This window comes from Nostoc sp. NMS4 (assembly GCF_017115095.1).
Classification (GTDB): Bacteria; Cyanobacteriota; Cyanobacteriia; order Cyanobacteriales; family Nostocaceae; genus Nostoc.
Window position 1 is genome coordinate 1 of sequence record NZ_JABXKI010000368.1, and the last position, 26487, is coordinate 26487.

Genomic DNA, 26487 nt, shown 5'->3' on the forward strand with positions numbered 1-26487 from the left:
TTAGGAGTGATTAATTTGGAAAAAACTAATATTTCTAAAATAGAAGAATTGCATCGCCCAGGAGGAAATTTGCTGCAAGCCTTGGTATTGCTTGCACCATCTGGGATTTGGTTATTACTTTTGTTGGTGTTACCAACTTTGATAATTTTCGAGTTAAGTTTAGTTGCAGACATCCGACCGGGAGATATAGTTAATCCCAACGGATTCAAAAACTACATCCGAATACTTGACTCCCTTTATATACAAGTAATTGGGCGATCGCTATTTTTTGCCTTTGGTACTACGATAATTTGTTTAATTTTGGGCTTTCCCGTCGCCTATTGGATTGCTCAAATAGCACCGCAGCGTTGGCGGAATTTGCTGCTATTAGGCTTTATATTGCCTTTGTGGACTTCTTCGTTACTTCGTTCTTATGCTTGGATTACAATTCTTCGCCCTACTGGTTTATTGAACAGTTTACTCAGCAATTTAGGCTTGCCTAGTTTAGAATTACTTAATAATAGTCAAGCTGTATTGATTGGCATGAGTTATAGCTTGTTACCTTATATGGTTTTGATTTTATATGCTTCTCTCGAAAAGCTAGACAAGCGGTTGCTAGAAGCTGCGGCTGATTTAGGTGCAAATCCGGTGGAAACTTTTTTCCAAGTAACCGTACCGCAAATTTTTTCGGGAATCGCGGCTGCTTCCATGCTTGTATTCATCACAGGTTTAGGGGATTTTGTCGATCCAGAATTACTCGGTGGTGCTTCTAGTATGACGGCGGCGCGGTTAGTTTATAACCAGTTTCTGGGAGCAACGCAAAATTGGGGATTCGGTTCAGCCTTGAGTATGACGTTAATTTTGTTTGTTAGCATTGCGATCGCACTTTTAATTAAGTTTGGTGAAACTACACCCAAACGTTAAACTTTTCGTCACTCATTTATAATAAAGGCATCAAACGCCAGCGAGACAACGGTTATGCTCTCACCCGATCTCAAAAATGCGTTACCAACTACTGACGAACTCCCCTGTTCAGACGATACACCAGTGGATAACGAAGATCAGAACTTTTTGCCCAATATTTTACTTTTCTTACTCAACTCCATTTGGGCAAATCGGCTGGATTGGTACTTTGGTGTAGATATGGGAGTCTATCACACCACAGGAGTAAACCCTAGAGTACCTGTAGTCCCAGATGCTTTTTTAAGTCTAGGAGTAGAACGGAAAAAAGGTGGAAAATCACGCAAAAGTTACGCGGTTTGGGAAGAAAATGGGATAGTTCCAATATTCACATTAGAAATGGTATCCCACACTCCAGGAGGTGAATACGACGAGAAGCTAGATATATATAGAAAACTCGGTGTATTGTACTACGTAATTTATAACCCTGAGTTTTGGCGACGCGACCAACATCAACCCTTTGAAGTGTATAAGTTAATCGATGGAAACTACCAACTACAAATAGGTGAACCCTATTTGATGCCAGAGGTGGGTTTAGGTATAGGGCGACACCAAGCTGTAATTGGCGGCATACAACAGGAGTTTTTATGTTGGTATGGTGAGCAAGGAAACCGCTATTTAACAGATGCAGAACAGGCACAACAAGAACGGCAAAGGGCTGAACAGTTAGCCCAGTATTTACGTTCTCTAGGTGTAGATCCAAATAATCTACCTGATAATTCGTAATTACGAATTATTAATGATTTTTCATCATGAGTAAATGGTCTAAATCATTTGTATTACTGTTCATTAACTCTTTAATTTTAGAGATAAACTCATGCTCTAAAAAAGGCTTGGTTAAATAAGCTTTTGCACCCAATTCTTGAGCAAGCTGGCGATGTTTTTCAGCACTGCGAGAAGTCAGAATTACTACAGGTATTTTTGCTAAATTTGTGTATTGGCGGAAATTGCTCAACAACTCAAAACCATTCATTCGTGGCATCTCTAAATCGGAGACAACAACTTTAATTTCAGGGTGTAACTGCAATTTTTCTAGAGCTTCTACACCATTTTGAGCTTGTATTACTTGATAGCCAGATTTTTGGAGAGTTAGAGAGAGAGTTTGCCGGAGACTAATTGCATCATCTACTACTAAAACAACTTTTGGTGATTTATAATCTGGCTCTTGAGAATAACTGGCTTCGGTTTCTATAGTTGTTGTGGAAGTCGATGCTGCAAGTAATGGTGTAGATGAAAAAGTCTGCCCTGATATCGCCAAGGCTTTTTTCTTTGACGAAGAAGCTACTGGTAGCGCCCTGATATCAAGTGTTGTTTGTTGAATTTCGCTAGATTTTACCAGCAACAAAGCATCAATTACTAAAATGAGATTGCCATTGGCTAAACTACTACAACCATAAATGTATTTTGGCGGTGCGATCGCATTTCCTAAAGGTCTGATTACCAATTCTTGTTCGCCAATTATTTGGTCAACTTCTAAGGCAATTTTTCCCTGATTTCGCTGGAGCAAAAGCACCGGATTTTTGGCTATGGTTGGGTTATGAGTATTTGATGTGTTGTATGGAGTAGCAGGATTAAAGAATGAATCATTATAATTAATCAACTTTGAAAGTTGACGAAGGCTAACCATAGTCTCATCGTTGTCTATATTCCAATGCAAGACTTTTTTCCCTTCAATTTCTTTAATCTGTTGTTCAGAGGGAATCAATATTTTTTCGATACTGTCCAACATCAAACCATAAACAACACCTTTGGCTTGAACTAGCATTAACTTTTCTGTAGTCATAGAAAAAGGAATTTTGAGGGTGAATATTGTTCCTTGATTGGGTAAGGATTGAACTGAAATCGAGCCGTTGAGTGCGTGCATTTGAGTACGCACAATATCTAAACCCATACCGCGCCCAGAAATTTCACTCACTTTATTAGCAGTAGAAAATCCAGGTGAAAATATCAAATCTAAAAGTTCAGGTTCAGCCAGATTAGAAGCAGAAATTCTAGTTGTTTCTTCGGTGTGTATCGAATAAAGTTCAGTAGCTTTTCTCCGAATTCTGTCTAAATTCAATCCCTGTCCATCATCTCGAACTTCGATAACAGTTTGGCTACCCTGATGATAAGCGCAGATTTCGATTAAACCTTGTTCTGGTTTACCAAGCTCTCGGCGAACTTGCGGAGCTTCTATACCGTGGTCAAAAGCATTACGTACTAAGTGTAACAAGGGATCGTAGAGCTTTTCTGCGATCGCTTTATCTACCAGTACTTCACTACCCGTAAGTTTCAATTCTACAAGTTTGGCATGAACATTCCCCAATTTATTTACCATGTGGGGGAAGCGATTCAAGATATTACCCAAAGGCGACATTCGTGCTTCGACTAAGCTATCTATAATATTAAGAGTTAAATTCTCTTGTTTATCACTAATTTGAGTAGCTTGTGTCACAAGCAAGTCAAGAGACTCTGTGGTTTCTTGTAGTTGCAATGTTTCTTCTATTGCTTCATGCAATGTCATGTGGAATTCTGTATATACATCCATTTCTAGAGAGTCAAAATCCACTGCAAAACTTTGCGTTTGTTGTGAGGTAATATTTTGTATTTGTAATGGTAAATCGCGCAATTCATTTAAAGTGGTTTGATGTCTAGTGAGTTGTTGTGTTAATTGCTCAATTATTTCTTTGACTTGTTCATCTTGCAAACTACGCCGTTTTTGGTAAATCAGCAATTCTCCTGCTAGATAATTGAGGTGTTGCAGTCTCTCTGTATCTACCCGAATAAATGAAGGTTGACGAAAGTTTTTAGTTTGAACATACTGTGATTTATCTTCTATTTCTTTGTTGATTTGTGTAGCTATCTCAGGCATGACTTCAATGGCTGTTTCCTGAACCTCTACAACTACCTGCTTGCTGACTAAATAATCATCGGTCTGGCTCGTCACGACTTCAACAGCAAGGTTTTCTCTAGCTTCTTCTCCCCATATTGCTTCTAGTAAGTTATCAGTTGATTGAGAAGATACAATCTCTTTAATCACTAACAGTTTTTGTAACTTGGGACTATCAAGCCAATTTTTCTCTTCGCTAGTAACAGGAGGATAACTTTTATATTCTTTTGCTAATTTATAAATTTGGTTTTGTAAGATTTTAATTGCTGAGAGATAACTATCAGATGTTTTCAGAGAATATTGAAACTTTGCAACTGCAAATAGGATGATTAAGATGATCCCACGTCGATAAATACAAAGACTTTGACTATCTTCTTCATCTTGAACAAAATCAAGAAAGGTTTTCAGCCAGTTGTCGATATAATTAAGTAGACTTTTTCTTTCTAATCTGGGAACTAATAAAGTTAAACTTAGTTCTGACTCTGGTATTTGCATCTGGTGATTAAACCAGCCAAAAATGTAGCGAATTACTTTTAAATAGAATTTGGCAGTTGTTGGTTTTACCGATTCATTTTTATTGTTATCAGATATAGTAAGAAACTGATAAAATTCTTCTTCATTAATCAGAAAACTACTCGCAGATGAATTATCTAATAATTCTTCAGACAAGTCATTTTTTGCTACTATTGTAAGTTTTCGTAAACCTGAAGAAACTTCTCCCCCAGATGTGCGATCGCCTTCTAATACTAATTTTTTTGCTCGCTGTAAATCTGTAAGGGCAATTTCTGCAATTTGCTGTACCTGACTGGGATTTGCTTGCAGTGCGGAGAGAATTGTTTGGGAAATTTCTCCCAATCCGGGTAAATTTAGAGATTCTGCCAAGCCAAGAAATACTTCAGCTTGAGAGTGTAAAAACTCAATAAATTCCTCACTATTTGGTGGATTATTAATAATGTCAGCAATACTATTTAGACGTTGTTCTACTCCTACTTCAAAAACTGACTGTACAATATCAAATCCCAATTCTTCAGAAGTAGGAATATGAGATTCAGCACCAAAGGCATCACCCAGATTTTCTTGTAACTGTGCGAACACTGAAGTCGCTCGATGAAGCAGTTCTTCATCATTAACAGTACTGCCTATTAACTCAGTATTTAATGCTATACTCAAACACTCATAAGCTTGCAACAAAAGTGTTTGTAATTCTGCATCAACTACAACTTTGGGATTGTATAAAGCCTTAAATACATCTTCTAAAAAATGGGCGATCGTCTTAATTAATTCTAGCCCAACGTTAGCAGCACCACCTTTAAGTGTATGGGTAGCCCGCATTAAGTTGTGAATTTTATTAATACTATAATCTTCTGATAAGCTAAATAGTTCTTGTTCAATAATTTGAACTAATTCTGGGGCTTCAGCTAGAAAGTAGATGTACCCTTGTTCACGAATTTCGTTATCTGTGATCATAATTTTCCCGTTACTCTTGGAGTTTAATATATAGGTGAATAATTTCTAAAGCAAATTTAAAACTATTCTGGTGAATAAGACTCTCTATCAATTACTCTTCTCCTACCTTTAACTAAAAAGTTATAAGTCAATACAGTTCAGTTAAGCAATTTTTTCCTTCTCCTTCTTTTCTCTGCGTTCTCTGCGCCTCTGCGGTACCCTGCGGGAAGCCGTTCGCGTAGCGTCTCGTAGAGAAGCGTCTACGTTAAAACAATGACTTTGACAAAGACTGCTAGCCTTAACTGAACTGTAATGAATTATAAGTAATTAAGGTCAAAGCATTTTAAATTTACGAATAAAATAGTGCTTTGACCTAATAACTACTAACTATTTTTCATTTCACTTTAAACTTACTAGCAGCTGTTAATAACTCTTGCGCCATTCCTGATAAATCTTGGAACACAGTTGCAATTTCTTGAGATTCAGCAAAAGTTTTATCGGCAATTTCTGCAACATCTTGCATTGATTTAGTTACTGTTACAGATTGTGCCATTTGCTTTTGAGTTGCTGCGGTAATTCGCTCGATTAGCTGACTAATTTCGGCAGTCGCAGAAACGATCGCATTTAAGTTTTGGCGAGTGTCGCTAACAAGATTTGTACCTTCTACTACCTGCTGAATACCAGTTTCCATTGCGACTGCAACTTCTCCGGTTTCTGCTTGAATCTCCTGAACTAATTTTTCAATTTCGATAGTTGCTGCTGCTGATTGTCGAGATAAAGAACGCACTTCATCAGCCACAACTGCAAAGCCTTTACCATATTCACCAGCACGAGTCGCTTCAATGGCTGCATTCAAAGCGAGTACGTTTGTCTGTGTAGCAAAATTACCAATCAAATTCACCACTTTGGAGATTTTTTGCGAGGATTCGCTGAGACGTTTAATCTTTTTGCTGGTTTGAGCAACGGTTTCACGAATTCCTTGGATTGCTTTTACAGTTAAGTTCATGGCAGTATCACCAGACTCTACAGTTTGATTGGCTTTTTGTACTGCTAGTTGTACTAACTCTGCATTCGCTACTACAGCTTGAGTAGAGTCTACCATCTGTTGAATGTCACCTAAAGCTGCGGTAATTTCCTCAGACTGTTGTTGCGCCAGATTGGTTAGTCCCGCTAGTGAAGCCTCGCTATTACTAGAAGTTTGGGCAACTTGTTGAGCAGCCCCTTGTACGTGAACCACAATTTCCCGTAGCGCTTGCAGAGTATTATTATAGGCATCAGCGATCGTGCCTAGCTCGTCTTCTGTAATTGGTGCGCGTACCGTTAAGTCGCCGTTCAGGGCGGGTCTAAGGGCTTTTAAGAGTTGAATGGATCGTTGTTGCAGTAACTCCTTAGCTGCCTTTTCTCGTGTTGCTGCTTCTGCTAATTTTGCTGATTGCGCTTGTACTTGTTGCAAATATTCGGTGTGTTGTAATGCCAGTCCTAATTGGCTGCCAATACGTGCTAACAAAGTGACTTCCAATTCTTCCCAATCACGAGTTCCCGAATTTTGATAAGCTGCCAGCAATCCCCACAATTGTTCGCCAGCAAATACAGGAACAATTACATAAGCTTTGGCTTCAAATTGCTCTAAAACTTCAATGTGACAAGGAGAATGACCTACTTGATAAATATCATTTACAACAAAATTTTCTCCTTGAATATATCGACCTCCTTGAGTTTCTTGTAAGTGGGTATCTTCCCAGACGGTTTTGATATCGGGGCCCACCAGTTTTACCCACAGATGACCTGCTGACTCTGCGACAAATTCACCACTCCAGTTAGGATTGAAGCGATACACGGCAACGCGATCGCATCGTAATAATTGTCTTACTTCTTGAGTAGTTGTTTTGAAGATTTCTTCTACATCTAAAGATTGGCGGATGCGGTTACTGATCTTGGTGACAGCTTTCTCTTGTTCGGCGATCTGAGCTAGTTTTTCAGATTTCACTCGAACTAATTCTAAATAATCTATCTGTGATTTAGCTAGACTAAATTGCAAGCTAATCTGCACCAAGAAGTTTACTTCCCAGGTTTGCCATTCACGGGAGTTAGAATTTTGATAAGCTGCTAGTAAACCCCACAATTTATCCCCAAAAAATATCGGGACAATGATGTAAGCTTTGGCTTCAAACTGCTCTAAAATCTCAATATGACAGGGAGCTAACCCGATTTCGTAGATGTCATTAACGACAAAGTTTTCATTTCTGACATACCTACCTCCCTTAGTTTCTTGCAAGTAGGTATCGTCCAAAACGGTTTTAATATCAGGGCCTACCAGTTTTGTCCAACCAGTACCCACAGACTCAGCCACAAATTCGCCACCCCAGTCAGAGTTAAAACGATAGACAGCGACGCGATCGCATTGTAGCGATTGACGTACTTCTTGAGTGGTTGTTTTGAAGACGCTTTCTACATCTAAAGATTGTCGGATGCGGTTGACTATTTTAGTGAAAACTTTTTCTTGTTCAACTATTTGAGCTAGTTGCTCAGATTTTATCTGTACTTGTTCGAGATATTCCGCTTGTGAGATAGCCACACCAAATTGCAGCCCAATTTGAGTTACAAAGGTTTCTTCCCAAGGTTGCCAATCACGAGGCCCAGAATTTTGGTAAGCTGCCAACAGACCCCATAATTTTTCTCCAGCAAATATGGGTGCAATGATGTAAGCTTTCATTTCATACTGCTCTAAAATGTCAATGTGACATTGAGCATGGCCCGTTTGATAAATGTCATTGACTACAAAGCTTTCACCTTTGGCATAACGTCCTCCTTGAGTGTCTTGTAAGTGGCTATCTTCCCAGACCATGTAAAAATCAGGGCCGACCATTTTTATCCAGCCATTACCTACTGACTCAGCGACAAACTCGCCACTCCAGTCAGGTTTGAAGCGATAGACACCGACGCGATCGCATTTTAGTAATTGACGTACTTCTTGAGTGGTTGTTTGAAAAAGCTTATCAACATTTGATATGCGCAAAATTTTGTCGATGACTTTAGCTACCGATTTTTTTGCTAGTAGCCGATGTTGCTGTTCTTGTTTAAATTCAAAACTCTGCAACTTATAAATCAATTCTGTTGTAATTTGAGATAGTAGGCTAATTTCTACTTCTTGCCATTGCCGCGTTGAGTAGCAATTATTGACTGCTAGTAAGCCCCACACTTTACCTTCTACTACAATCGGTAAACTCAGACTAGCTTTAATTTGAAATTTATCTAGCAGTTGCTTTTGATAAGGGGTAAGTTGAATCTGATTGATATCGTCAATAACTACAGCTTCTACATAGTCTTGATTGGTATATAAGCCAAAAATAATTCCCGGAATGTTTTCGCCTAAAGTTGGAGTCCAACCTAGTGTTCTCGATTCTGCTAAAACATTCCCTGATTCTCGTGAAGTAAACTGATAAATTAACGCGCGATCGCAGCCAATTTTTTCTCTAATTTGTGCTACAGTAATTTTAAGTAATGTATCAAGGTCTGGGGCTTGGCGCATGTGAGTTGCGATGTCTTTCAACTGTCGCCGCCAAGTTTTAAATTCTAGAGCGATCGCATTTAATAAAGATATTTCATTACTAGCAATATTCGCTACATTAGGGTTCCCATTCTGATTTTCCAATTCCGAGATTAGATGCTCGTTATCATGGCTACTGTTATACAAAAATGTCATTTGATTTACCTCAAAAATTGTGATGGGTAATAACTTGATATGTGGCAGACAAGAATTATCTGATATTTACTCATTAAAGATTAGGAATTTTCCAAACAATCTACCTAATCAGACATTGCTAAATGTTCAATTATGAATACCCCACGCCGGAGCTTGAATAATAGTTGTAGCATCTAAATTAAAAATCATGTCCTCCGAATCATTAATAAAATATCCCTGTAAAAAAGGTGATATTGTCGGATAAAATAATTCAGCAGTTGCCGGTTTCATTTCTTTAGTGTCTAGGCATTCAATATCTATAAGTTGTCGTACCAATAGTCCCAAATACTTACCCTTATTTTCCAGAACAATCGCCATCATTTTTGAAACTAAATTTGTCCCTTGCAAAATTGGAGGATAACCTAACATTGCCTCTAAATCCACTAGCCAAAGCATCTCACCGCGCCAGTTATAAATACCCAATACGCTACTTGGCATCTGAGGAACGCCACATATTTCTGGTAATGATACTTGCAAAACTTCTGTGATGTGTTGTAACGAAATTACGGCTGTATCACTTACTCCCAAATTAAAACTTAAAAACTTTTCCTGAGTTTCCAAAGCTATCGATCCTTTATCTTTGATTATTTATCTCTAGCCACTATTTGCAGTTTTATTTATTCTTGGAAAAATTCTATTTGAGAAATAGTGACTTCTCATCTTTGTTGATTTATGAGATTTCTACTAATTAAGTAATCGCTTTAAAATTACCACTAGTTCGTCTCGATCGATCGGTTTTGATAGATAACCGTCAGCGCCTAACATATTACCCCAAATTTTATCTACATCGCTATTTTTTGTAGAGCAAAAAACCACAGGTATATTGCTAGTGTCGGGATTATTTTTCAGTTCTCGACAAATTTCAAAGCCACTTTTACCTGGTAAAATTACATCGAGAAATATTAAGTCTGGCTTATTTTTATCTATTTTGTCTTGAGCCTCTTCACTACTAGTGGCGCTAATCACAGAATAACCTGCCTGTTGCAAGTAACGGCTGATTATTTCCATATCTGTTAAGCCATCTTCAACAACTAAAACAGTATTCATGGCAATTACTCGTTAACCTTTTCTCAAAATGTAAACAAAATAGACAAATCCTAAATGATTCCTCAAAAAAGACATAGAAGGGACTAGAGACTAGCCCTAACCCCTTTGCCTTAACCAATATTTCACAAATCAAATAGGACTGCTATAAATACAAGTTTTTGTATTTGTCTAATTTTGATTCAATCTTTATATATCAACCTCAGAAAAAGTACGTAATAAATATAACTTAATATATTGAAATATAAGATAGTTTTATAACCGAATTTTGGATTGTTGGCGTAGCCTCTCCGTCAGGAGAAGATTCAAAATTTAAAAAAGACTGAGAACAAGTTAATTTCTAGGCGAGAATAAATCTAAAATCCCAAATCAATTGACAAGCCACCCATTTGGGGAGTAGAGTCAATCTAAAATTATTGAACCTCAATAATTTAATTTTTACTGAGGTGAAAAAATCTCTAAATGTTGAGGAAGAATTCAGAATCAAAAATCGCCTTGAATTCTCCCTAATTAAAAACCTCTAAATTAGATTTACTCTTATCGGTGGATATGCTCTGAGTAGGTAAATATTTACGTATTATACCCATTACCTTATCAGCCACTACAGGTTTAGTGAGAAAATCTGTAGAACCAACTACTTTGGCACGAACTCTATCTAAAAGACCATCACTGCCTGTTAATATAATTATTGGTGTGTTGGAAAAGGTAGATATTCGTCGTAACTGAGTACAAATTTCGTAACCACTAGCAACTGGCATAATCAAATCCAAGAAAATCAGGTCTGGTTTATCCTGAATCAGGGTTGGTAGAGCTTGTACAGCATCTTGAATTTTGACAAATCTCAATCCATTAGAAGTGACAATATCCTCTAGCATTTTACATACTTGAGGACTATCATCGACGCAAGCTACTAGTGGAGCAATCCGCTTCTTTGCTTGTGTGCTGCTAGAGTTATTGTTGACTTCAGTAATTCCGAAAGGCAAGTCAGGTACTTCTACCAATTCGATGATTCCTTTAAGGATATAGGGAAGCAACGAACGGGTAAGTGGTAGTACACTCTGCTTCATTTTCATCGCCAAATCTCGCAGAGTGAATTTACCATTGATTAAATTCACAAAGTTTTTGTAGACAGATGGACTTACCATCTGCTCAAGTTGTTCTGGTCGGCGTAGAATTGGTGCCAAGTCAGGAGAAAAATTTGCTAAACCTGCTTCTGACCAAATTTTCCATGAGTCTTGCATGTGCTTTACAGACATTTCCGCACTCGTGAAGCTCATTGGAGTTTCTAAGATAACTTCTTGGCTGCGATTGCAACTTATAGAAGCAAAGTTTCCTTGCAAAGCTAGGTCAAATAATAGTTCTGCTATTGTATTTTCAGCAATAGATTGAATCTGTTCTCTCTGAATTTTCTGTTTTTTATAAAATACTTCTATCAGTTTATAGTCCCAGTAATCAATTGATAGGTCTTGCACACGTAACTGCAACTTATCAACATCAATTTGGGGACAATTTTGAGCTATATGTCTACGCCAACGCCGGAAGGGATGAGTCCCCCCTGTCGCCCAAACTATCCTTCCTAGTCGATAGTAAAAAGTCCATTGGCTACCTTTTGAACTCTTAATATTTAATTTGCCATTGTATTGCAACTGAGTACAAGTTTTAAATTCATTTACTAGATTATTTGAAATAACTTCTTGAGGGGGCATATTTTGTTCCTTTTATTAAAAAGCTAGCCATTAAAAACCAATACTAGTAGAACACTACGTAAATCTATCTACCATCTCAATTAACCAGACAAATTTTTTAAATCACTTCTTAAAGCTAGGAAACACTTCCGTCACAGTGTTCTAGCTATATAGCCGGAAATGCATTTGGTATATAACAGTCTAAATCAAGATTATTAAAAGCAAGGCAGATGTTAAGATAGTAAAACTACTGCTAGTCAATAATTTATCTAGGATAGAGTTTTTATTGGCAGACTTTACTTTTCTGCTAATATTTATGACTAAAGTAGGTTGCCATAGTCGCCATCATGATGTATTAATATATTATTTTAAGAATTTTCATACTGAATCATATCCGTATAAGTTCTGAATTTTTGTTTAAAAATATTAGCAGTCTTTAGACAATTCTGCTTTAGTTATTTAGATTGACAATATATATGGTAAAAATATTTATTTAAGTTTACTATTCTTAATTATGTTAATTAGTGTCAACTTTTTAGGGAATATTTTTCTTAAAAAAAGGCGTGCTACTAAAACCAGTAGCAGCCAGATTATCGAACAGAATTCAGGAGTCAGGAGTCAGAATGGGCTAAACGCCCCGCTACCGCTAACAGAATGAATTCTGTGCGACTGGTGGATAGCGCAGCGTTAGCGAGTCCGCGTACTCTTACAGAGAAGCAAGCTACGCTTTTAGCGTCTCGTAGAGAGCGTCTTGATTCTGAATTCTGAATTCTGTATTCTTCTTCAAAAAGTATTTATTTAGAAAATTTCTTCAAGGTTGCTTATGGTTTTCATAGCTGACGACAGCTGCTCTAAGATTACTTTGGTGTTCTGAAAGTAGCCGATCGCCTTCTTCCTTTTCCAAACCAGTCCAGTGCATCAATAGCGCCAGCTTAACCCATTTACCACTACGTTCTAGTAAAAAACCAGCAGTTTCCCGACTTAAACCTGTGAGGTCTTGCAAAATTCCCAAAGCGCGATCGCGTAATTTTTGATTTGTTACAGCCACATCCACCATGCGATTGCCGTAAACTTTGCCTAGCTTAACCATCACGCCACTAGAAAGGATATTTAAAGCTAATTTAGTGGCTGTACCAGCTTTCAGGCGAGTTGAACCGGCGATTATTTCTGGCCCTGTCAATAGGCGAATGTCAATATCGGCATCAAAGCTAACTTGTTCAGCAGGAACACAGGCGATAAAAATAGTTGTGGCTCCTCGCCCACGAGCAGCATGAAGCGCACCGTGGACGTAAGGTGTCGTGCCACCAGCAGTAATGCCAACGACGACATCTAATTGGGTAATGTGTCGGCTGGCGATCGCACTTTCACCATCTTCGATACTGTCTTCTAAATCCTCAGAACTGCGTACTAGTGCGCCAGCACCACCAGCAATAATTCCCTGTACCAACTCTGGGGGCGTACAAAAAGTAGGTGGACACTCAGCAGCATCTAACACCCCTAATCTGCCACTTGTACCCGCACCGATATAGAATAAGCGTCCTCCGTGGCGCAAACGCTCTGCGGTGCGCTCAATTGCCTCTGCTAGCTGAATTTTCGCTGCTGCAACTGCTGCGACAGCCTTTTGGTCTTCGTCATTAAACAACTCCACCAATTCTAGAGAACTGAGCTGGTCTAAGTTCAGACTGTTAGGATTTACCAGCTCAGTTAAAAGATGCCCGCGTTCCTGCAAATTTGTCATTTATCAATTTGTCCTTTGTCATTTGTCCGTTGTCATTTGTCCGTTGTCATTTGTCAGTTAGCGACCAGTGACCAGTGACCAATGACCAATGACTAATGACTAATGACTACTTACAACAATCCTTCCAATTTGCGACGAATTTTCTCTAGTTCAGAATCAGACAAGTCTGGTTCTTCTAGTGGCTGTTGATTGGGAGGGAAGGTGTCTTCAATAGTATCCTCCTTCTGGGCGTTTGCTTGCCAGTCAGTTTCTTCCACATTCAGTTCTGGGGGAGTTACAACTAAATTGCTGTTTTCTGGGATGATTTCCCATTCATATCCAGCACTTTCGCAAAATTCCTTGATTTCCTCAGCATCCATCGGCTCCGGCGTGGGTGCGGGGAAATCTTGAGCTTCTAACATCAGAGCAAAGCGCGTCGCATCGTCTTCTGACTCGAACATCAGAATTTTATTGCGTAGCTTGCCGTCGGCATCGCCTTCCCGGATCGTGTGAATCCCCTCATTTTCCGTTCGAGGATTAAAAATTAACACAAAAACACGCATAGGCGTAATCATAAGGTTAAACCAATACTTTCAGGTTGTATTTTTCTATCTTCTATTAATTCTCTAGTATTTAACCTTTTCAGTACATTTGAACTACTATTTCTGGTAATTTGATCTATCTAGTAATTTTCTATTTTAGGTATAAATAATTACTAAATATCGATGCTCAATATATGCTCACATATCTCTCACCTCAGAAAAGACCATAAACATAAATATCCTAATATATATCAGTTACCCCGTACTTCTTAGACTATTACTCTAAGAACTTTCGTCACAAACAAACAAAAAAGACTCTATATAGAGTCTTTAGTTATTAATCTGAAATTTTTAAGCTACTTACTCACCTAATAAATACATGACTTCTTCTAGTTTCTGTTTTGCTATGTAGAGGTTAAGTAGCTTTTGCTGTTCCCAGGATAGCGGCGCACGTAATCTTCTCTCTTCCATCGTTAGCTTGATAAGTGCTGCTTGTTCATCAGTCGGATCATTCATCTGATCTAATGCTGCGCCAATATTCTGGAATGCTTCAAAACTTAACCTTTTTATTCCTCTACCGTCTTCCATCTGTTTAAGTGCGATCGCTGGGAATGACATCAAGCTTACAATATATGAATTCTTGTATCCAGCGTTCCCAGTAGGCTTAAGTCCGTATCTACGACACAAGTCCCGAAGGTCTTGAATAGTTTTGATTTCGAGTTCTGTTCGTGTAAACATAGAGTAGCCATTTGCTAAAAGTGGTATCGGTGGTGTACTGTTTTGCTGACTGTTATCACCACCGACATAAAACTCTATTCTAATGGTTTCGTTAGTATCAAGCCTTATTTACATCTCTCAACAATGCCTAACCCTAAAGGTAATCCTCAGAATTTTGAACCAGCACAACCAAAGGGTAGTGAGTTATTGACTTACCAATTAAGTTTTCGTGTTACCAAGGAAATGAAGGATGCAGTTAAAGCTAAGGATGACCCGCCTGAATTTTGTCGTCAAGCTATTCAGAAAGCGCTAGATGAGGACGTGTAATTAATTGTTCGGTAACTTATTGAATATAAAAAACCTCTCTACTGTGTAAGAGAGGTTATATATTGCAAATAATTGTTTGTTTCCAAATACCCTCAACAGGAATGACCAATTACCCTGAAAGTTAGATTAATTCTTGGTTGAACCTTCTTCGATGTTTTTGGGATCTGATGCTGCCAAAAATGCTGCGTTGCTCCCGCCATAACAAGGAGACTGCCATGTGTTAACTCAACTTCGGCTTTCAAAGCCTTATCATGCTTATGCCTAAACATAAACCTTCTTGCTCCACCAAAACTAACAGAACCAATTACAGGATTGCTACCTAGTTCGAGTTCAGCATCAGTGTGCCAGGAAATTCCATCATTTCCGTCTCGGTAAAGATTGAGCAAAACGCTGTTAAACTTAACTTTTGCAATTTTATCAGCTTTCTCTTTTACTTGTAGCAACGTAGGTGTCCAAGGTTCTGGATCAAGATGAATGCCTGAGAATTTATATGACTTATTTCTATCTCCATACCAAGCAGTTTCTCTTGGCAAGTTTACTTCCTTACCAAAAATCTTCATTCTGTCTTGTCGCCATTTTATTTCCTTAAACAGGGTTTGAAAAAGCTCGTCGCTTTCTTGCTGATTGTAAAAATTGTGATAGAAAGTTATATCTGCATCTGGTATAGATAGGACTTCTTTCTCTGCACTCTTTTTTGGCTCATTAATAGCAGAGTCAAATCCAGAAAATAAGTCGCCTTGAATTGCATTCATAACAAATCTATTTTTTATTAAAGCTGCTTTAGAGTCTTACAGTAAATTGTCGTTCATACCTTTCTATTTTTCCTATTTCAAATCTTTTATTTTTGTTAAAAAAGATTTCTTTAAAAATTGCTTCAGATGACTTACATGAGTCTATAACTGTAGAATTATTGATAAACAGATTATAGAAATTATCTATCCTGCTAATAGCTGTATACCGAGATGCGCTTGTACAAATAATACGATTTTCTCCTTTAAATAAATTAATTATTAATTGATATAGCTTATTTATCTCGAAGTATTCAACATCTATTATGTTTGAAAAAAGATGAATTTTAATATTGCTAGGATTTGAATCAAAATCACTATAGTTTAAGTTATCTATACACTTATGGACTGTCTTGATTGTAGAGTTACTGGAGAAATTAGGCTGTAACATTTGGCAAACAAAGCTGTAGCCACGCGATAGCGCGATCGCTGATGGCTCAATTAGTGCAACTGATTCTATTTTAGGTCTAAAGCTATTTTCAAAAAAATAATCGATTAAAACACAGGTTGCAAGCGCCTGACCACATCCCCAATCGATAATTTCTATGTTTTTAGCTTCCATGTTCTCAAATTTAGTTGAAGGAAACGCTTCATAGAGTTTATGAAAGTGGTGCCCGCCATAGAGACCAATATATCTATCACATTCTGCCTCATTATCTAGTACTTTTTTACCGTGGTCTAAATTGTCATAAGGAAATGGAAGGTTTATTGTTCTGGGTTTGTAAATATCATTGAAAAACCTTGTTTGTTCTTTCTGCGGATTTGACATGAGCATAAGAAGCCTTAAGAGTGGATTTGACTACTCTCTTAAGTTACCCAGCTTCCTATAAAACATCTAATACTTATTATACTGATTTTTTCTATGTATTGACTCTGAGGGTATTATTGGTGAAACCTTCCATATATCTCCCCAGGATAAATACAAAAAAACAGCTTTTCTCATAATTGATACTAGGTTATACATAATTATACTTAGTTGATATTTCACCGCTTAACAAGCTTCAGACTGTTGTACTTTATAAAATTTAGGCTCTACGAAATCTTTATTTAATAAAGGTTCCAGATTAATCAGATTTTTAAAATCTTTATATTTCTGCAATTACTATAAGTTCCGATGACTAGAAATTTCTTGCACAACTCTGATATTCAGTTTTGCTAATCACTTCAACATCTCATAGTCGTATATTTCTAAAATTCTTAGAGTAATACTTGAAGAACTTTCAATAAGTAAAGACCTCTAGTAGTTAGAGGTCTTTTTTATGGGAGAAAGTCTTGTGCGGCTAGATACTGTTTCTAGCAAACAAGTAGCGTCATACAAAGATATTAACGCTCGACAATAAAGCATCAAATCTATTGTTATTTTTTTTCCATGATGAGTGTGAAAGTATGTCTGCTACGTCGTTACTGCCACCAAAAATAAAATTACAGTGTTGCAGTGTCTAAAATGCTTTCTACACATACATTTCAAAAAAAAGATTCTCAAGGGTGAGTGTGATTTTGATTGTTAAACAGCTATTTAGTGTAAGTGGCATACACAAAAAACCCTCTAGAATGCTTATTTCTAGAAGGTTTTAATTTACTTAGAGTCTCTACTTGGAGTAATTTCAACTACACTTCTCTATTTACTTAGATGTCTTTCAGTACTCTTTCCTTATCCGGTTGTAGATAATGCTTAATAAGAGTGTCCACACTGTTGCCGCAACTGTCAGCTAATAAACCCAAGTCAGCACCGTTATTAGCTTGAATGCTAATAAAAGTATGTCTAGTAGAGTAGGGTTTAAGATAACCGTGTATTAATCCTTGAGTAGCGAGTCTACTAACAACCCCAGGATAACTATAAGCCTTTCCGTCCTCATTTACACGGTTATTATGGTTCCAAGCTACTCTAATCTTAGGTGAGTCATAGTATTTACCTTTGTTACTAAAAACTAATTCATCATCATTTTCTGTTTTTTCTTTCAAAGTTTTTAATAGATTAATTAATCTATTCATACCTTTCATTTTAAACCATCTAATTACTTCTGTTTTAGTGGTTTTAGTTTTCTTCAATGAATAAGAATAACTTTCACCAAAAATTATCCATCCTGAATCAAATTTAATATCTTTCCATCTAAGTGCGAATGCTTCTCCGTGTCTACATCCAGTAAGAAATAAAAATTCAATTAAATTCGCAACTTCTCTTTCGTGTTTTTTATTTGATTCATAAAATGCATTGATAATTATATCTCTCTCTTCCAGAGTATAAGCTTTATAATCTTCTTCCTCTTGTAACTGTTGTGATTTTTTAGGCAGTCGATAAGATTCTTTAATCTCGTTAAAATAATCTCGGTTTATTCCTAAATTATTGTTAATTGCCCATAAGGAAAGAGAAGACAAAGCACCGTACAAAGTTTTTATTAAGTGCTTACCAGTTTTTTTTGCATTCAATGTATTAATAATTAAACTTGCTGTTTCTTCTCCAAACTCTTGTTCCAAAAAAGGTGTTAGCAATGTAGTGTAAGTAGTTTGGTATAGTGTCCTATGTGTTGACTCAGCAATTTGTTGTGTTTGCAGTTTCCAAGCGATATATTTACTCCACAACTCTCCCAATGTAGGCAATGCTCTCGCAGTCGGTAACTGAGTAACAGTGGCTAACATCGGCTTGATATCCAAATACTTAGCTAGGGTAGGATCGAATAATCCTCCGTCTGGATGGTCGATATCAGCTTGTATCCGCCTAGCTATACCATCAGCCCATTGCTTGTTCTCTGGGGTATCACTTCTACCTAATCCTTTATATGCTTGACGTTTGCCGTAGAACTCCTGACTCACCCTAGTACTGAACTGAAGCCGGAGAGAACCTTTGTCAGTTCCTACGTTTACATCGGCTAATCGGCTAGAACCCTTAATATTTGGACGTTTTGAGTACATCTAGTAATTCTATAGTAATTTCTATTATTTCAGTTTTTGAATAACTGCTTAAATACTAGAATACCTTATGAGTATCATTTGACGCCTTGGTGTAATCATCTGTCCTTTTTAAGGTTTATTCATATTAAAGTTCGAGATTGTGCCTCAAGGAAAGTCACAGGAATAATTTTCACTCTATTCAGATTTTCCTGAAAACGCCAATATTATTAAGCATAAGTATTGGATCGAGAAAATACCGTAACTCAACCAATGGGGTCTTGGGTTTAGTTGGCGTATCCTGGAAATGGCATACTGAACCAATGTGCCAGTTAATGCTTGTGTGTGCCAGCGACATCCGGCAATTAATACAGTGAAAGCAAATGACTAAATCTCCTAATCAAGATCCTTACTATCCTTCCCCTAACCGCAAGCGTCTGTGGTTGCTGGTATTGAGTCGGGGTAGCATTGCCTTGGGCGGACTTTTACTGTTAGGAGTTATTGTCGGGATTTGGCGGTTGTGGACTTTTGTGCAAACAGAGTTAACGCCCTTAGCACAACAAAGTCTCACGACTACACTCAATCGTCCGGTAAACCTGGGAAGAGTTACACAATTTTCGTTGACGGGAGTGCAGTTTGGGGCTTCAACTATTCCAGCCACAGCCACAGATCCAGACCGGGCCACAGTCGAATCTGTAGAAGTGGGTTTCGATCTGTTGCAACTAATTTTTAACCGTCATTTAAAGCTAGATGTAACCTTAGTCAACCCAGATATTTACATTCAACAGGATGACCAAGGGCGTTGGGTTTCCACTACCATCGCGTCGTCAGGTCAAGGCGGCGCGATTAAAACCGATTTGGACTACCTGCGGTTTCGCAATGCCAAGCTTGCATTGATGCCGCAGGAGAGAGTAGGGGGAGATGGGGGAGCAGGGGAAGATAAGAGAGCAACATCGCCCTCATCCTCCTCATCCCCCGTCACATTTTCTCAACTCAACGGATCTGCTCAACTTTTAGCAAATAACCAGTTGATCCGCTTTCAAGTCGGGGGTCAAGCAGACAGTGGTGGCAATATTTCCATTCAGGGAGAGACACGTTCTAGGGTGCTAGCAGGGAACTTCCAGGTGCAAGCACAAGATTTTCTGGCTGAGAATATTACTCGGTTGATTAAGTTACCACTGAACTTACAGGCGGGTCGAGCCAATGGCGATTTGTTAGTTCGGTTGACACCAGGACAGCAAACTTTATTGTTTGGCAACGCTACTGTGCAAGGGGTAACGCTGCAAATACCCAAAGTCCCGCAACTGTTGAGCAATAGCCAAGGAAGTCTCCACTTCCAAGGAACGGAGTTGCAGTTAAATAATGTTACTAGCAATTACGGCAAAATTCCTTTAGTGGCTACGGGAATCGTTGACACGAAAGCAGGTTTGAAGTTGGCAGCGCGTGTAAATGCCGTGAGTTTGGCGAATGCCCAGGAGACTCTCAAGGTAAAATTACCTGTAGCGATCGCAGGACAAGTACAAGCTGATTTGCAAATTACTGGAGCAACTAAAGAGCCAATTCTCTCCGGCTCAGTTGCCACGATTCAAACTGCCCGAATTGATAAAGTTGATTTTAATCGCATCAGTAGTAAGTTTGAGCTTGTTACTAGTTCCTCTTTAATTACCCTCAAAGATATTCAAGGTAAAGCTAAAGTTGGTGGTGAGATTACGGGCGCTGGTACAATTCAACTTGGTAAAAGCCCACGACTGGATTTAAATTTCGCTGCCAAGAATGTTCCAGGGGATGCGATCGCTAAAGTTTACGAAACAACACCCACTTTTCAAATCGGCAATGTCTCCGCTACTGCCCAACTAACTGGCGCTCCTACCAATGTCGAAACTGTGGTAAAATACCAAGCTCCTAATGGAACTTACCCCGGAACGGGCGAAGTTGCGATCGCTCCAAATCGCAACGTCTCTTTCCGCAATGTGGCTCTAAATGTCAGTGGTGGGACAGTTAGGGCAACTGGTAGTTATGCCAATGAGCGCTGGCAAGCTGTAGCTGTTGCCTCTGGGGTAAAATTAGAACCCTTTGTAGACAAAAGCAAACTGCAAAATGTCTCTTTAGCGGGGGCATTGTTCAATGGTCGCCTCCTCCTCTCTGGCAGCACAGCACCATTTAAAATTGCCACAATTCGCAGTGATGGCGCAGGAGTTCAAATTGGTGGCGGCACAGTTGCAGTTTCTAATATCCAACTGCAAGACCAAAGTTTCTCGGCTCAACTTGTAGCTAATGGTGTACGGTTGGGACAAATATTGAAACAGTCTCCCCCAGCTTTAGATAATCCTTTGGCGGGTACGTTCCAAATTGCAGGTGACAGAGAGAATTTCAGCCTGAAAACCTTCCGTGGCAGTGGTGAGGGTCGTCTTGCTATTGGCAGGGGGACGGTTACAGCCTCTAATATCCAAGTGGCTAATGGTGTTTATCAGGCGCAAGTTCAGGCTAAGAATGTTCCTGTGCAGCAGTTGGCAACATTACCAAAGCAGTTTAAAGGGGCATTAACTGGTAAATTCGACGTAGCCGGTTCTGTTGATTCTTTTAAACCGCAAACTATTCAAGCCAACGGTCAAGCGCGGGTGGATGTTGGAGGTGGAACGATTACAGCCTCTAATATTCAAGTGGGTAATGGTTTATACCAGGCGCGAGTTCAGGCAAATAATGTACCTGTGCGGCAGTTGGCAGCAGTACCACCGCAGTTTGGAGGGAAGTTAACTGGTCAAGCAAACCTAGCGGGTTCTGTAGAATCCTTCCAACCGCAAACTATCCAAGCCAACGGTCAAGGACGGCTGGATGTTGGAGGTGGAACGATTACTGCCTCTAATATCCAAGTGGGTAATGGTTTATATCAGGCACAAGTTCAGGCAAATAATGTACCGTTACAGCAGTTAGCAGCAGTACCACCGCAGTTTAGAGGGACGTTAACTGGTCAAGCAAACGTGGCGGGTTCTGTTGAATCCTTCCAACCACAAACTATCCAAGCCAACGGTCAGGGACGGCTGGATGTTGCAGGTGGAAATATTACAGCTTCTAATATCCAAGTAGCTAATGGTCGCTATCAAGCTGTCGTTGATGCTGCCGGTGTGGAATTAAATCGGTTAAATCAGCAATTGCGGGGTCAGTTTGGCGGTCAGTTGCAATTAGCCGGCACGCTCGGATCGGCCAAATTAGCTGATGTGCGTGCTGCTGGACAGGTACAATTATCTCAAGGTATCCCTGGTTTAGAGCAACCCTTGACAGCTGCGATCGCATGGAGTGGTGAAAGGCTGACCATTGAGCGAGCAACTGCTCCCGGTTTAAGTGTGACTGGTAATATATTAGCCAATGCTACGAAGGCAGGGATACCGGAAATTACTGCCTTAAATCTCAACGTCCAGGCGCAGGATTACAACTTAAAACAGTTACCGATCAATCTTCCCAATCAAGTTGCTGTGGCGGGGAAAGTAGATTTTAATGGTCAAATTACTGGTAAACTACCTTTACCAAATGTAGTAGGGCAAATCAACTTACGAGACTTGGTTGTTCAAGACATTGCTTTTGAGCCGTTGTTAACTGGAAACATCGATTCAGTACAGGGACGCGGTTTGAGCTTGAACTTGGCGGGTAATAGCGATCGCTTATCCTTCAATTTAGATGCCAATAATCGCCCGAAATCTTTCTTAGTCAAATGGCAGCAAGCATCAGCCACAGGTAATATTCAAGGGAATGATTGGGCGCTGAAAGTTGCAAATTTCCCCTTACAAATATTGAATTTGACTCCGCCGCCAATTACTCGACTGGGTAGTGGTAAAATAACTGGGTTGTTAACTGGGGATTTGTTGTTTAATCAACAGACATTGGCAACAACAGGGAATTTAGCGATCGCTAATCCGCAAATTGGCCGAGTTAAAGGCGATCGTCTAGCTGCTCAATTCCGCTACGGTGACGGTAAAGCCACACTCACTAGTAGTGAATTTGTCAAGGGAAAAAGTAGCTATGCCTTGGTCGGTACTGTGGCTCAAAGTGCTAAAGGGCCTAAATTACAAGGTAAACTGAACGTCAAGCAGGGTGAGGTTCAAGATGTTCTGGCTGTAGCACGGGTATTTGATTTACAAAATTTGCCAGGTGGTTCACCAGAAATCTACGGCACAGCAGCCGATCTGAATACCAACCCTCAAGGAACGCCAAATGAACCCTTATTAACCCAAATCCAACGATTTTCTGAAATTGAAGCTTTGGTGGCAGAACAGGAAGAACAGCGACTTAATTCTACTCCAATACCAGATTTGGCAGATTTAAAGGGGACTTTCAATGGGGAAGTGGCTGTAAATACGGCTACAGCCAATGGATTATCAGTGGACTTTAATTTGAATGGACAAAACTTTGCCTGGGGTAAAAAGGAAGAACGAAATCGTTTTTATACTGCCGACAAAGTGATTGCTGAAGGCAACTTTGAAAACGGTGTTTTAAGTTTGCGACCATTACGAATTGAGTCTCAAAACAGGCTAATTGCGTTTACCGGTAACGTTGGCGGTGATGAACAATCTGGACAGTTGCGGGTGAATAATTTTCCGGTAAAACTACTAAATAATGTTGTTAAACTACCAGTTGGAATCACAGGTAATCTTAACGGTACAGCAGCTTTAGCCGGCAGCATTTCTAATCCCCAAGCTAGAGGGGAATTACAAATCACAGAAGGAATACTAAATCAGAGCAAAATAGAGTCAGCGATCGCAAGTTTCAGCTATGCCAATGGACGCTTAAACTTTGGTAGTACTGTCGCAGTTGCTGGGCCAAAACCTGTTGATATTACTGGCAGTATCCCTTATAAATTGCCTTTTGCTTCCGTTGCACCAGACAGCGATCAAATCAGTTTGGATATGAAGTTGGAAAACGAGGGATTGGGACTGTTAAACGCATTGACTAATCAAGTGTTATTTGAAAAAGGTGAAGGAGAAGTAGACCTCAAGGTGCGGGGAACACTGCAAAAACCCGAAGTCAATGGAATTGCTACTATTAATAATGCAACTTTTTCAGCCCAAGCTTTGCCAGGTAAGTTGAGACGTGTCACAGGTAGAGTGCTGTTTAATTTTGACAGCATTTTAGTAGAAAATCTTCAAGGTAGATTTAGCCGTGGGAAGGTAGAAGCTGCTGGAGAAATTCCCATCTTCAACAATGAGAACGTAACTATCAAAAATCCCCTGACTGTTAATCTCGATCAGTTAGCGTTGAATCTTAAGGGACTTTATCAGGGAGGCGCTAGTGGCAATTTGCAGATTACTGGTTCTGCCCTTAATCCCATAATTGGCGGTAGAGTAAATTTATTTGATGGTAAGGTATTACTGGCAGAATCTACCAACGCCACGACATCTGAAAATGGTAGTATTGGCGTATCACCCACAAAAGACAATAAGCAGAGCAAATCTGAAATTGGCAATGGGACAGGAAATGCGAACGCCAGATTTAATAATTTAGATTTGGAACTAGGTAAAAACGTCCAAATTACCCGTGACCCTATTCTCAACTTCCGCGCTTCTGGTAATCTTATAGTTAACGGCTTAATCAATCAGCCTATACCCAATGGCACTATCCAGTTAGAAAAAGGAGGGGTAAATTTATTTACTACCCAATTCAACCTTGTTCGTGGCTATAAACACACTGCAACTTTTAGTCCTTCTCAACCCCGCGACCCCAACTTAGATATTCGGCTATTTGCCAAAGTACTGGATGTAACTCAAAGTAATGACTTCAGCCGGGTAAATTCTACAAATTTATCAGCATTAGAGAGTGTTCGAGTCGAAGCCACTATCAAAGGTTTAGCTAGCAAACTAAATGAAAATTTAGAATTAACAAGTAGTCCATCACGTAGTCAAACCGAAATTGTTGCTCTTTTAGGAGGTGGATTTGTAGACACCCAAGGACGTGCTGACAGTACTTTAGGTCTGATTAATATTGCAGGTTCGGCTGTGCTTAACAATTTTCAGTCAGCTTTTAACCAGATTGGGAGTACCTTTGGCTTAAGTGAACTGCGGATATTTCCTACCGTTATCTCTGAGAATCCTGAAGCCGGAAGAAGCAATTCAACTTTGGAATTAGCAGCAGAGGCTGGGGTTGACATTTCTTCTAAGATATCCGTTTCTAGTATCAAAATTTTGACAACAAATGACCCTTTCCAATGGGGTATTAATTACCGAATAAACAATGAATTTCGTGTGCGTGCTTCCACTAACTTAACCGATGACAGTCGTGCAGTAGTGGAATATCAAACACGGTTCTAAAGAAATCTTTGCAATTACGAATTACTTCCTGTTCCCTCTTCTCCTTGCTTCTCAATAGCTTGTCGTACTTGTTTAACATTCAATTCTAATGCTTCAGCAATTTGCTCTATACTTAAACCAAACTTGAGTAGACGGGGTATCGTATCGAGCTTTGTTTCTTCACGAACCTCTTCTTTTACTTCCTGCTTTGTTTCTTCTTTTACTTCCTGGTAAAATTTAGTTTGTCTCCAATCGGTTAATCCAAACATCGCTTCTAACTCCTGCTGACTTTTGTTTACAAATTTGTAGATAAGCATTCTCTCTACTAATTCTAAAAGATTGCTACGGTTAGCTTCATCCGTTTGTTGTACTTGTTTGATCAAGTTTTTCGCTTGCTGTACTGCTTGATCTTCTGTTGCAAGTACTAACTTAATTACGCCTAGCCCAATCGAAGATGATGGTACATCATCTAACTCATCTAAATAAATTATACGAATTTGCTGTGGAGCTAATGATGTTTGATAAATAAATGGTATACCTGGGTCAAGACTACGTTGAGCAAAAAGTAATACTGCTTGCCAGCGACGTTGAGGTTTATATTGATTGATATAGAGGAAAGCTTCTGTAATTATTCGCCAGTAAATATCATCATCGCGCTGAAACTGTACCTCAACAAAATAGATTGTATCTTCTGGGTAGTCAGGTTTGGGTAAGAATAAGCCATCGATGCGACGTGCTAATTCTTTGATTTCTACTGAGGTAAATTGGTAGTGTAAAGCTAAGGCTTGCGATTGTTCTAAAAGTTCAAATAACACACCTGGAAGAGTTTGGAATAAAGTGTAAAAAATCGTGTCTGTTTTCATGCACTCTCGATATTTGAATAATTTCAGATTCTCGTGGCTAAGAATGATTTTTCTAAATTTAATATATTGAAATTATGGCAATGTTAAAGTGTGATATCATCACCTTGTTGATTAATAGCTAATCGCAAAATTGACAGTCCTAAAATTATCAAAAATAGCACTAGTCCAATCGTGCAAGCATAGCTAATTTCCAAGTTATTGAACGCTTGCTCATATAAATAATAAACAATTGTCTTCGAGCTACTGAGTGGCCCCCCTTGAGTCATAATGTAGACTTCTTCAAACACTTTGGTCGCGGAAATAGCCGAAATCACCGCTACTAGTGCTAAATATGGCTTCATCAAAGGTATAGTAATATCCCAATGTTTGCTGATACCATCAGAGCCATCAATTGCAGCAGCTTCGTACACATCTCCAGGAATTGATTGCAACCCCGCTAGATAAATCACCATGTAGTAGCCTAACCCCTTCCATACGGTGACAGCCATGACGCTGGCGAGAGAAATTGGTAGAATGCCAAAAATTTTTGCTGGGCTAGTTAGCCAAGGAATACCTTCTGGAAAAAGACCTAAAGCTTTAAATAACTGATTCAGTAATCCGTTTTCTGCATACAGCCATTTCCAAGCTATTCCCGCAACCACCATTGA

At 39.0% G+C, this 26487-nt stretch carries 17 protein-coding genes; 4 read left to right on the top strand and 13 right to left on the bottom strand.

Features of this window, described 5'->3' with window-relative positions:
- Positions 1-30 precede the first annotated feature (30 nt).
- Together HWQ37_RS31275 and HWQ37_RS31280 are read left to right on the top strand one after the other, a co-directional pair.
- Positions 31-903: an ABC transporter permease gene (locus HWQ37_RS31275; RefSeq protein WP_292754666.1), complete on the top strand. Its 873-nt coding sequence runs from the start codon at positions 31-33 to the stop codon at positions 901-903.
- 54 nt (positions 904-957) lie between these two features.
- Positions 958-1665 (top strand): Uma2 family endonuclease, encoded by a 708-nt coding sequence (locus HWQ37_RS31280; protein ID WP_292754614.1) that lies wholly within the window; start codon positions 958-960, stop codon positions 1663-1665.
- Positions 1666-1675: 10 nt separating this feature from the next.
- Here HWQ37_RS31280 and HWQ37_RS31285 read toward each other — a convergent pair whose 3' ends face one another.
- From HWQ37_RS31285 to HWQ37_RS31320, 8 genes are all read right to left on the bottom strand, one after another.
- Positions 1676-5275, bottom strand: coding sequence for a hybrid sensor histidine kinase/response regulator (locus HWQ37_RS31285; RefSeq protein WP_292754617.1), 3600 nt, complete (start codon positions 5273-5275; stop codon positions 1676-1678).
- A 373-nt stretch (positions 5276-5648) separates the two neighbouring features.
- A complete protein-coding gene (locus tag HWQ37_RS31290) occupies positions 5649-8957 on the bottom strand; it encodes a GAF domain-containing protein (RefSeq protein ID WP_292754620.1) in 3309 nt (1102 codons plus the stop codon).
- Positions 8958-9083: 126 nt separating this feature from the next.
- Complete coding sequence (locus HWQ37_RS31295; protein ID WP_292754623.1) at positions 9084-9557, bottom strand: chemotaxis protein CheW; 474 nt, start codon at positions 9555-9557, stop codon at positions 9084-9086.
- A gap of 123 nt (positions 9558-9680) precedes the next feature.
- Positions 9681-10043, bottom strand: coding sequence for a response regulator transcription factor (locus HWQ37_RS31300; protein ID WP_292754625.1), 363 nt, complete (start codon positions 10041-10043; stop codon positions 9681-9683).
- 503 nt (positions 10044-10546) lie between these two features.
- A complete protein-coding gene (locus tag HWQ37_RS31305; protein ID WP_292754628.1) occupies positions 10547-11746 on the bottom strand; it encodes a response regulator in 1200 nt (399 codons plus the stop codon).
- 790 nt (positions 11747-12536) lie between these two features.
- Positions 12537-13463 (bottom strand): N-acetylmuramic acid 6-phosphate etherase, encoded by a 927-nt coding sequence (gene murQ / locus HWQ37_RS31310; RefSeq protein ID WP_292754631.1) that lies wholly within the window; start codon positions 13461-13463, stop codon positions 12537-12539.
- A gap of 110 nt (positions 13464-13573) precedes the next feature.
- Entirely contained in the window at positions 13574-14017 is a 444-nt protein-coding gene (locus HWQ37_RS31315) for a DUF3110 domain-containing protein (RefSeq protein WP_292754634.1), read from the bottom strand.
- A 327-nt stretch (positions 14018-14344) separates the two neighbouring features.
- Positions 14345-14722 carry a hypothetical protein gene (locus HWQ37_RS31320; protein ID WP_292754637.1) on the bottom strand — a complete coding sequence of 126 codons (378 nt, stop codon included), beginning with the start codon at positions 14720-14722 and terminating at the stop codon, positions 14345-14347.
- A gap of 123 nt (positions 14723-14845) precedes the next feature.
- On the opposite strand from HWQ37_RS31320, the gene HWQ37_RS31325 reads away from it, so the two are divergent.
- On the top strand, positions 14846-15028 hold the full coding sequence (locus tag HWQ37_RS31325; protein WP_193947370.1) for a hypothetical protein: 183 nt from the start codon (positions 14846-14848) through the stop codon (positions 15026-15028).
- Between the two features lie 92 nt (positions 15029-15120).
- On the opposite strand, the gene HWQ37_RS31330 is transcribed toward HWQ37_RS31325, so the two are convergent.
- The 3 genes from HWQ37_RS31330 to HWQ37_RS31340 form a co-directional block, all read right to left on the bottom strand.
- Positions 15121-15780 (bottom strand): alpha-ketoglutarate-dependent dioxygenase AlkB family protein, encoded by a 660-nt coding sequence (locus HWQ37_RS31330; RefSeq protein WP_292754647.1) that lies wholly within the window; start codon positions 15778-15780, stop codon positions 15121-15123.
- Between the two features lie 28 nt (positions 15781-15808).
- Positions 15809-16585, bottom strand: a complete 777-nt coding sequence (locus tag HWQ37_RS31335) for a hypothetical protein (protein ID WP_292754650.1) — start codon at positions 16583-16585, stop codon at positions 15809-15811.
- An 857-nt stretch (positions 16586-17442) separates the two neighbouring features.
- Positions 17443-18726 (bottom strand): tyrosine-type recombinase/integrase, encoded by a 1284-nt coding sequence (locus HWQ37_RS31340; protein WP_292754654.1) that lies wholly within the window; start codon positions 18724-18726, stop codon positions 17443-17445.
- A gap of 359 nt (positions 18727-19085) precedes the next feature.
- Between HWQ37_RS31340 and HWQ37_RS31345 the strand changes: the two genes are divergently transcribed.
- Entirely contained in the window at positions 19086-24998 is a 5913-nt protein-coding gene (locus HWQ37_RS31345) for a translocation/assembly module TamB domain-containing protein (RefSeq protein WP_292754657.1), read from the top strand.
- 14 nt (positions 24999-25012) lie between these two features.
- On the opposite strand, the gene HWQ37_RS31350 is transcribed toward HWQ37_RS31345, so the two are convergent.
- Positions 25013-25840 (bottom strand): Rpn family recombination-promoting nuclease/putative transposase, encoded by an 828-nt coding sequence (locus HWQ37_RS31350; RefSeq protein ID WP_292754660.1) that lies wholly within the window; start codon positions 25838-25840, stop codon positions 25013-25015.
- An 83-nt stretch (positions 25841-25923) separates the two neighbouring features.
- Positions 25924-26487: carbohydrate ABC transporter permease (locus tag HWQ37_RS31355; RefSeq protein ID WP_292754663.1), on the bottom strand; the 564-nt coding region annotated here is incomplete at its 5' end.

Coding starts and splice junctions, on each gene's coding strand:
- HWQ37_RS31325 (WP_193947370.1), top strand. CDS start 14,846: ATGCCTAACCCTAAAGGTAATCCTCAGAATTTTGAACCAGCACAACCA.
- HWQ37_RS31320 (WP_292754637.1), bottom strand. CDS start 14,722: ATGTTTACACGAACAGAACTCGAAATCAAAACTATTCAAGACCTTCGG.
- HWQ37_RS31335 (WP_292754650.1), bottom strand. CDS start 16,585: ATGTCAAATCCGCAGAAAGAACAAACAAGGTTTTTCAATGATATTTAC.
- HWQ37_RS31285 (WP_292754617.1), bottom strand. CDS start 5,275: ATGATCACAGATAACGAAATTCGTGAACAAGGGTACATCTACTTTCTA.
- HWQ37_RS31350 (WP_292754660.1), bottom strand. CDS start 25,840: ATGAAAACAGACACGATTTTTTACACTTTATTCCAAACTCTTCCAGGT.
- HWQ37_RS31330 (WP_292754647.1), bottom strand. CDS start 15,780: ATGAATGCAATTCAAGGCGACTTATTTTCTGGATTTGACTCTGCTATT.
- HWQ37_RS31280 (WP_292754614.1), top strand. CDS start 958: ATGCTCTCACCCGATCTCAAAAATGCGTTACCAACTACTGACGAACTC.
- HWQ37_RS31300 (WP_292754625.1), bottom strand. CDS start 10,043: ATGAATACTGTTTTAGTTGTTGAAGATGGCTTAACAGATATGGAAATA.
- HWQ37_RS31305 (WP_292754628.1), bottom strand. CDS start 11,746: ATGCCCCCTCAAGAAGTTATTTCAAATAATCTAGTAAATGAATTTAAA.
- HWQ37_RS31290 (WP_292754620.1), bottom strand. CDS start 8,957: ATGACATTTTTGTATAACAGTAGCCATGATAACGAGCATCTAATCTCG.
- HWQ37_RS31315 (WP_292754634.1), bottom strand. CDS start 14,017: ATGATTACGCCTATGCGTGTTTTTGTGTTAATTTTTAATCCTCGAACG.
- HWQ37_RS31340 (WP_292754654.1), bottom strand. CDS start 18,726: ATGTACTCAAAACGTCCAAATATTAAGGGTTCTAGCCGATTAGCCGAT.
- murQ (WP_292754631.1), bottom strand. CDS start 13,463: ATGACAAATTTGCAGGAACGCGGGCATCTTTTAACTGAGCTGGTAAAT.
- HWQ37_RS31345 (WP_292754657.1), top strand. CDS start 19,086: ATGACTAAATCTCCTAATCAAGATCCTTACTATCCTTCCCCTAACCGC.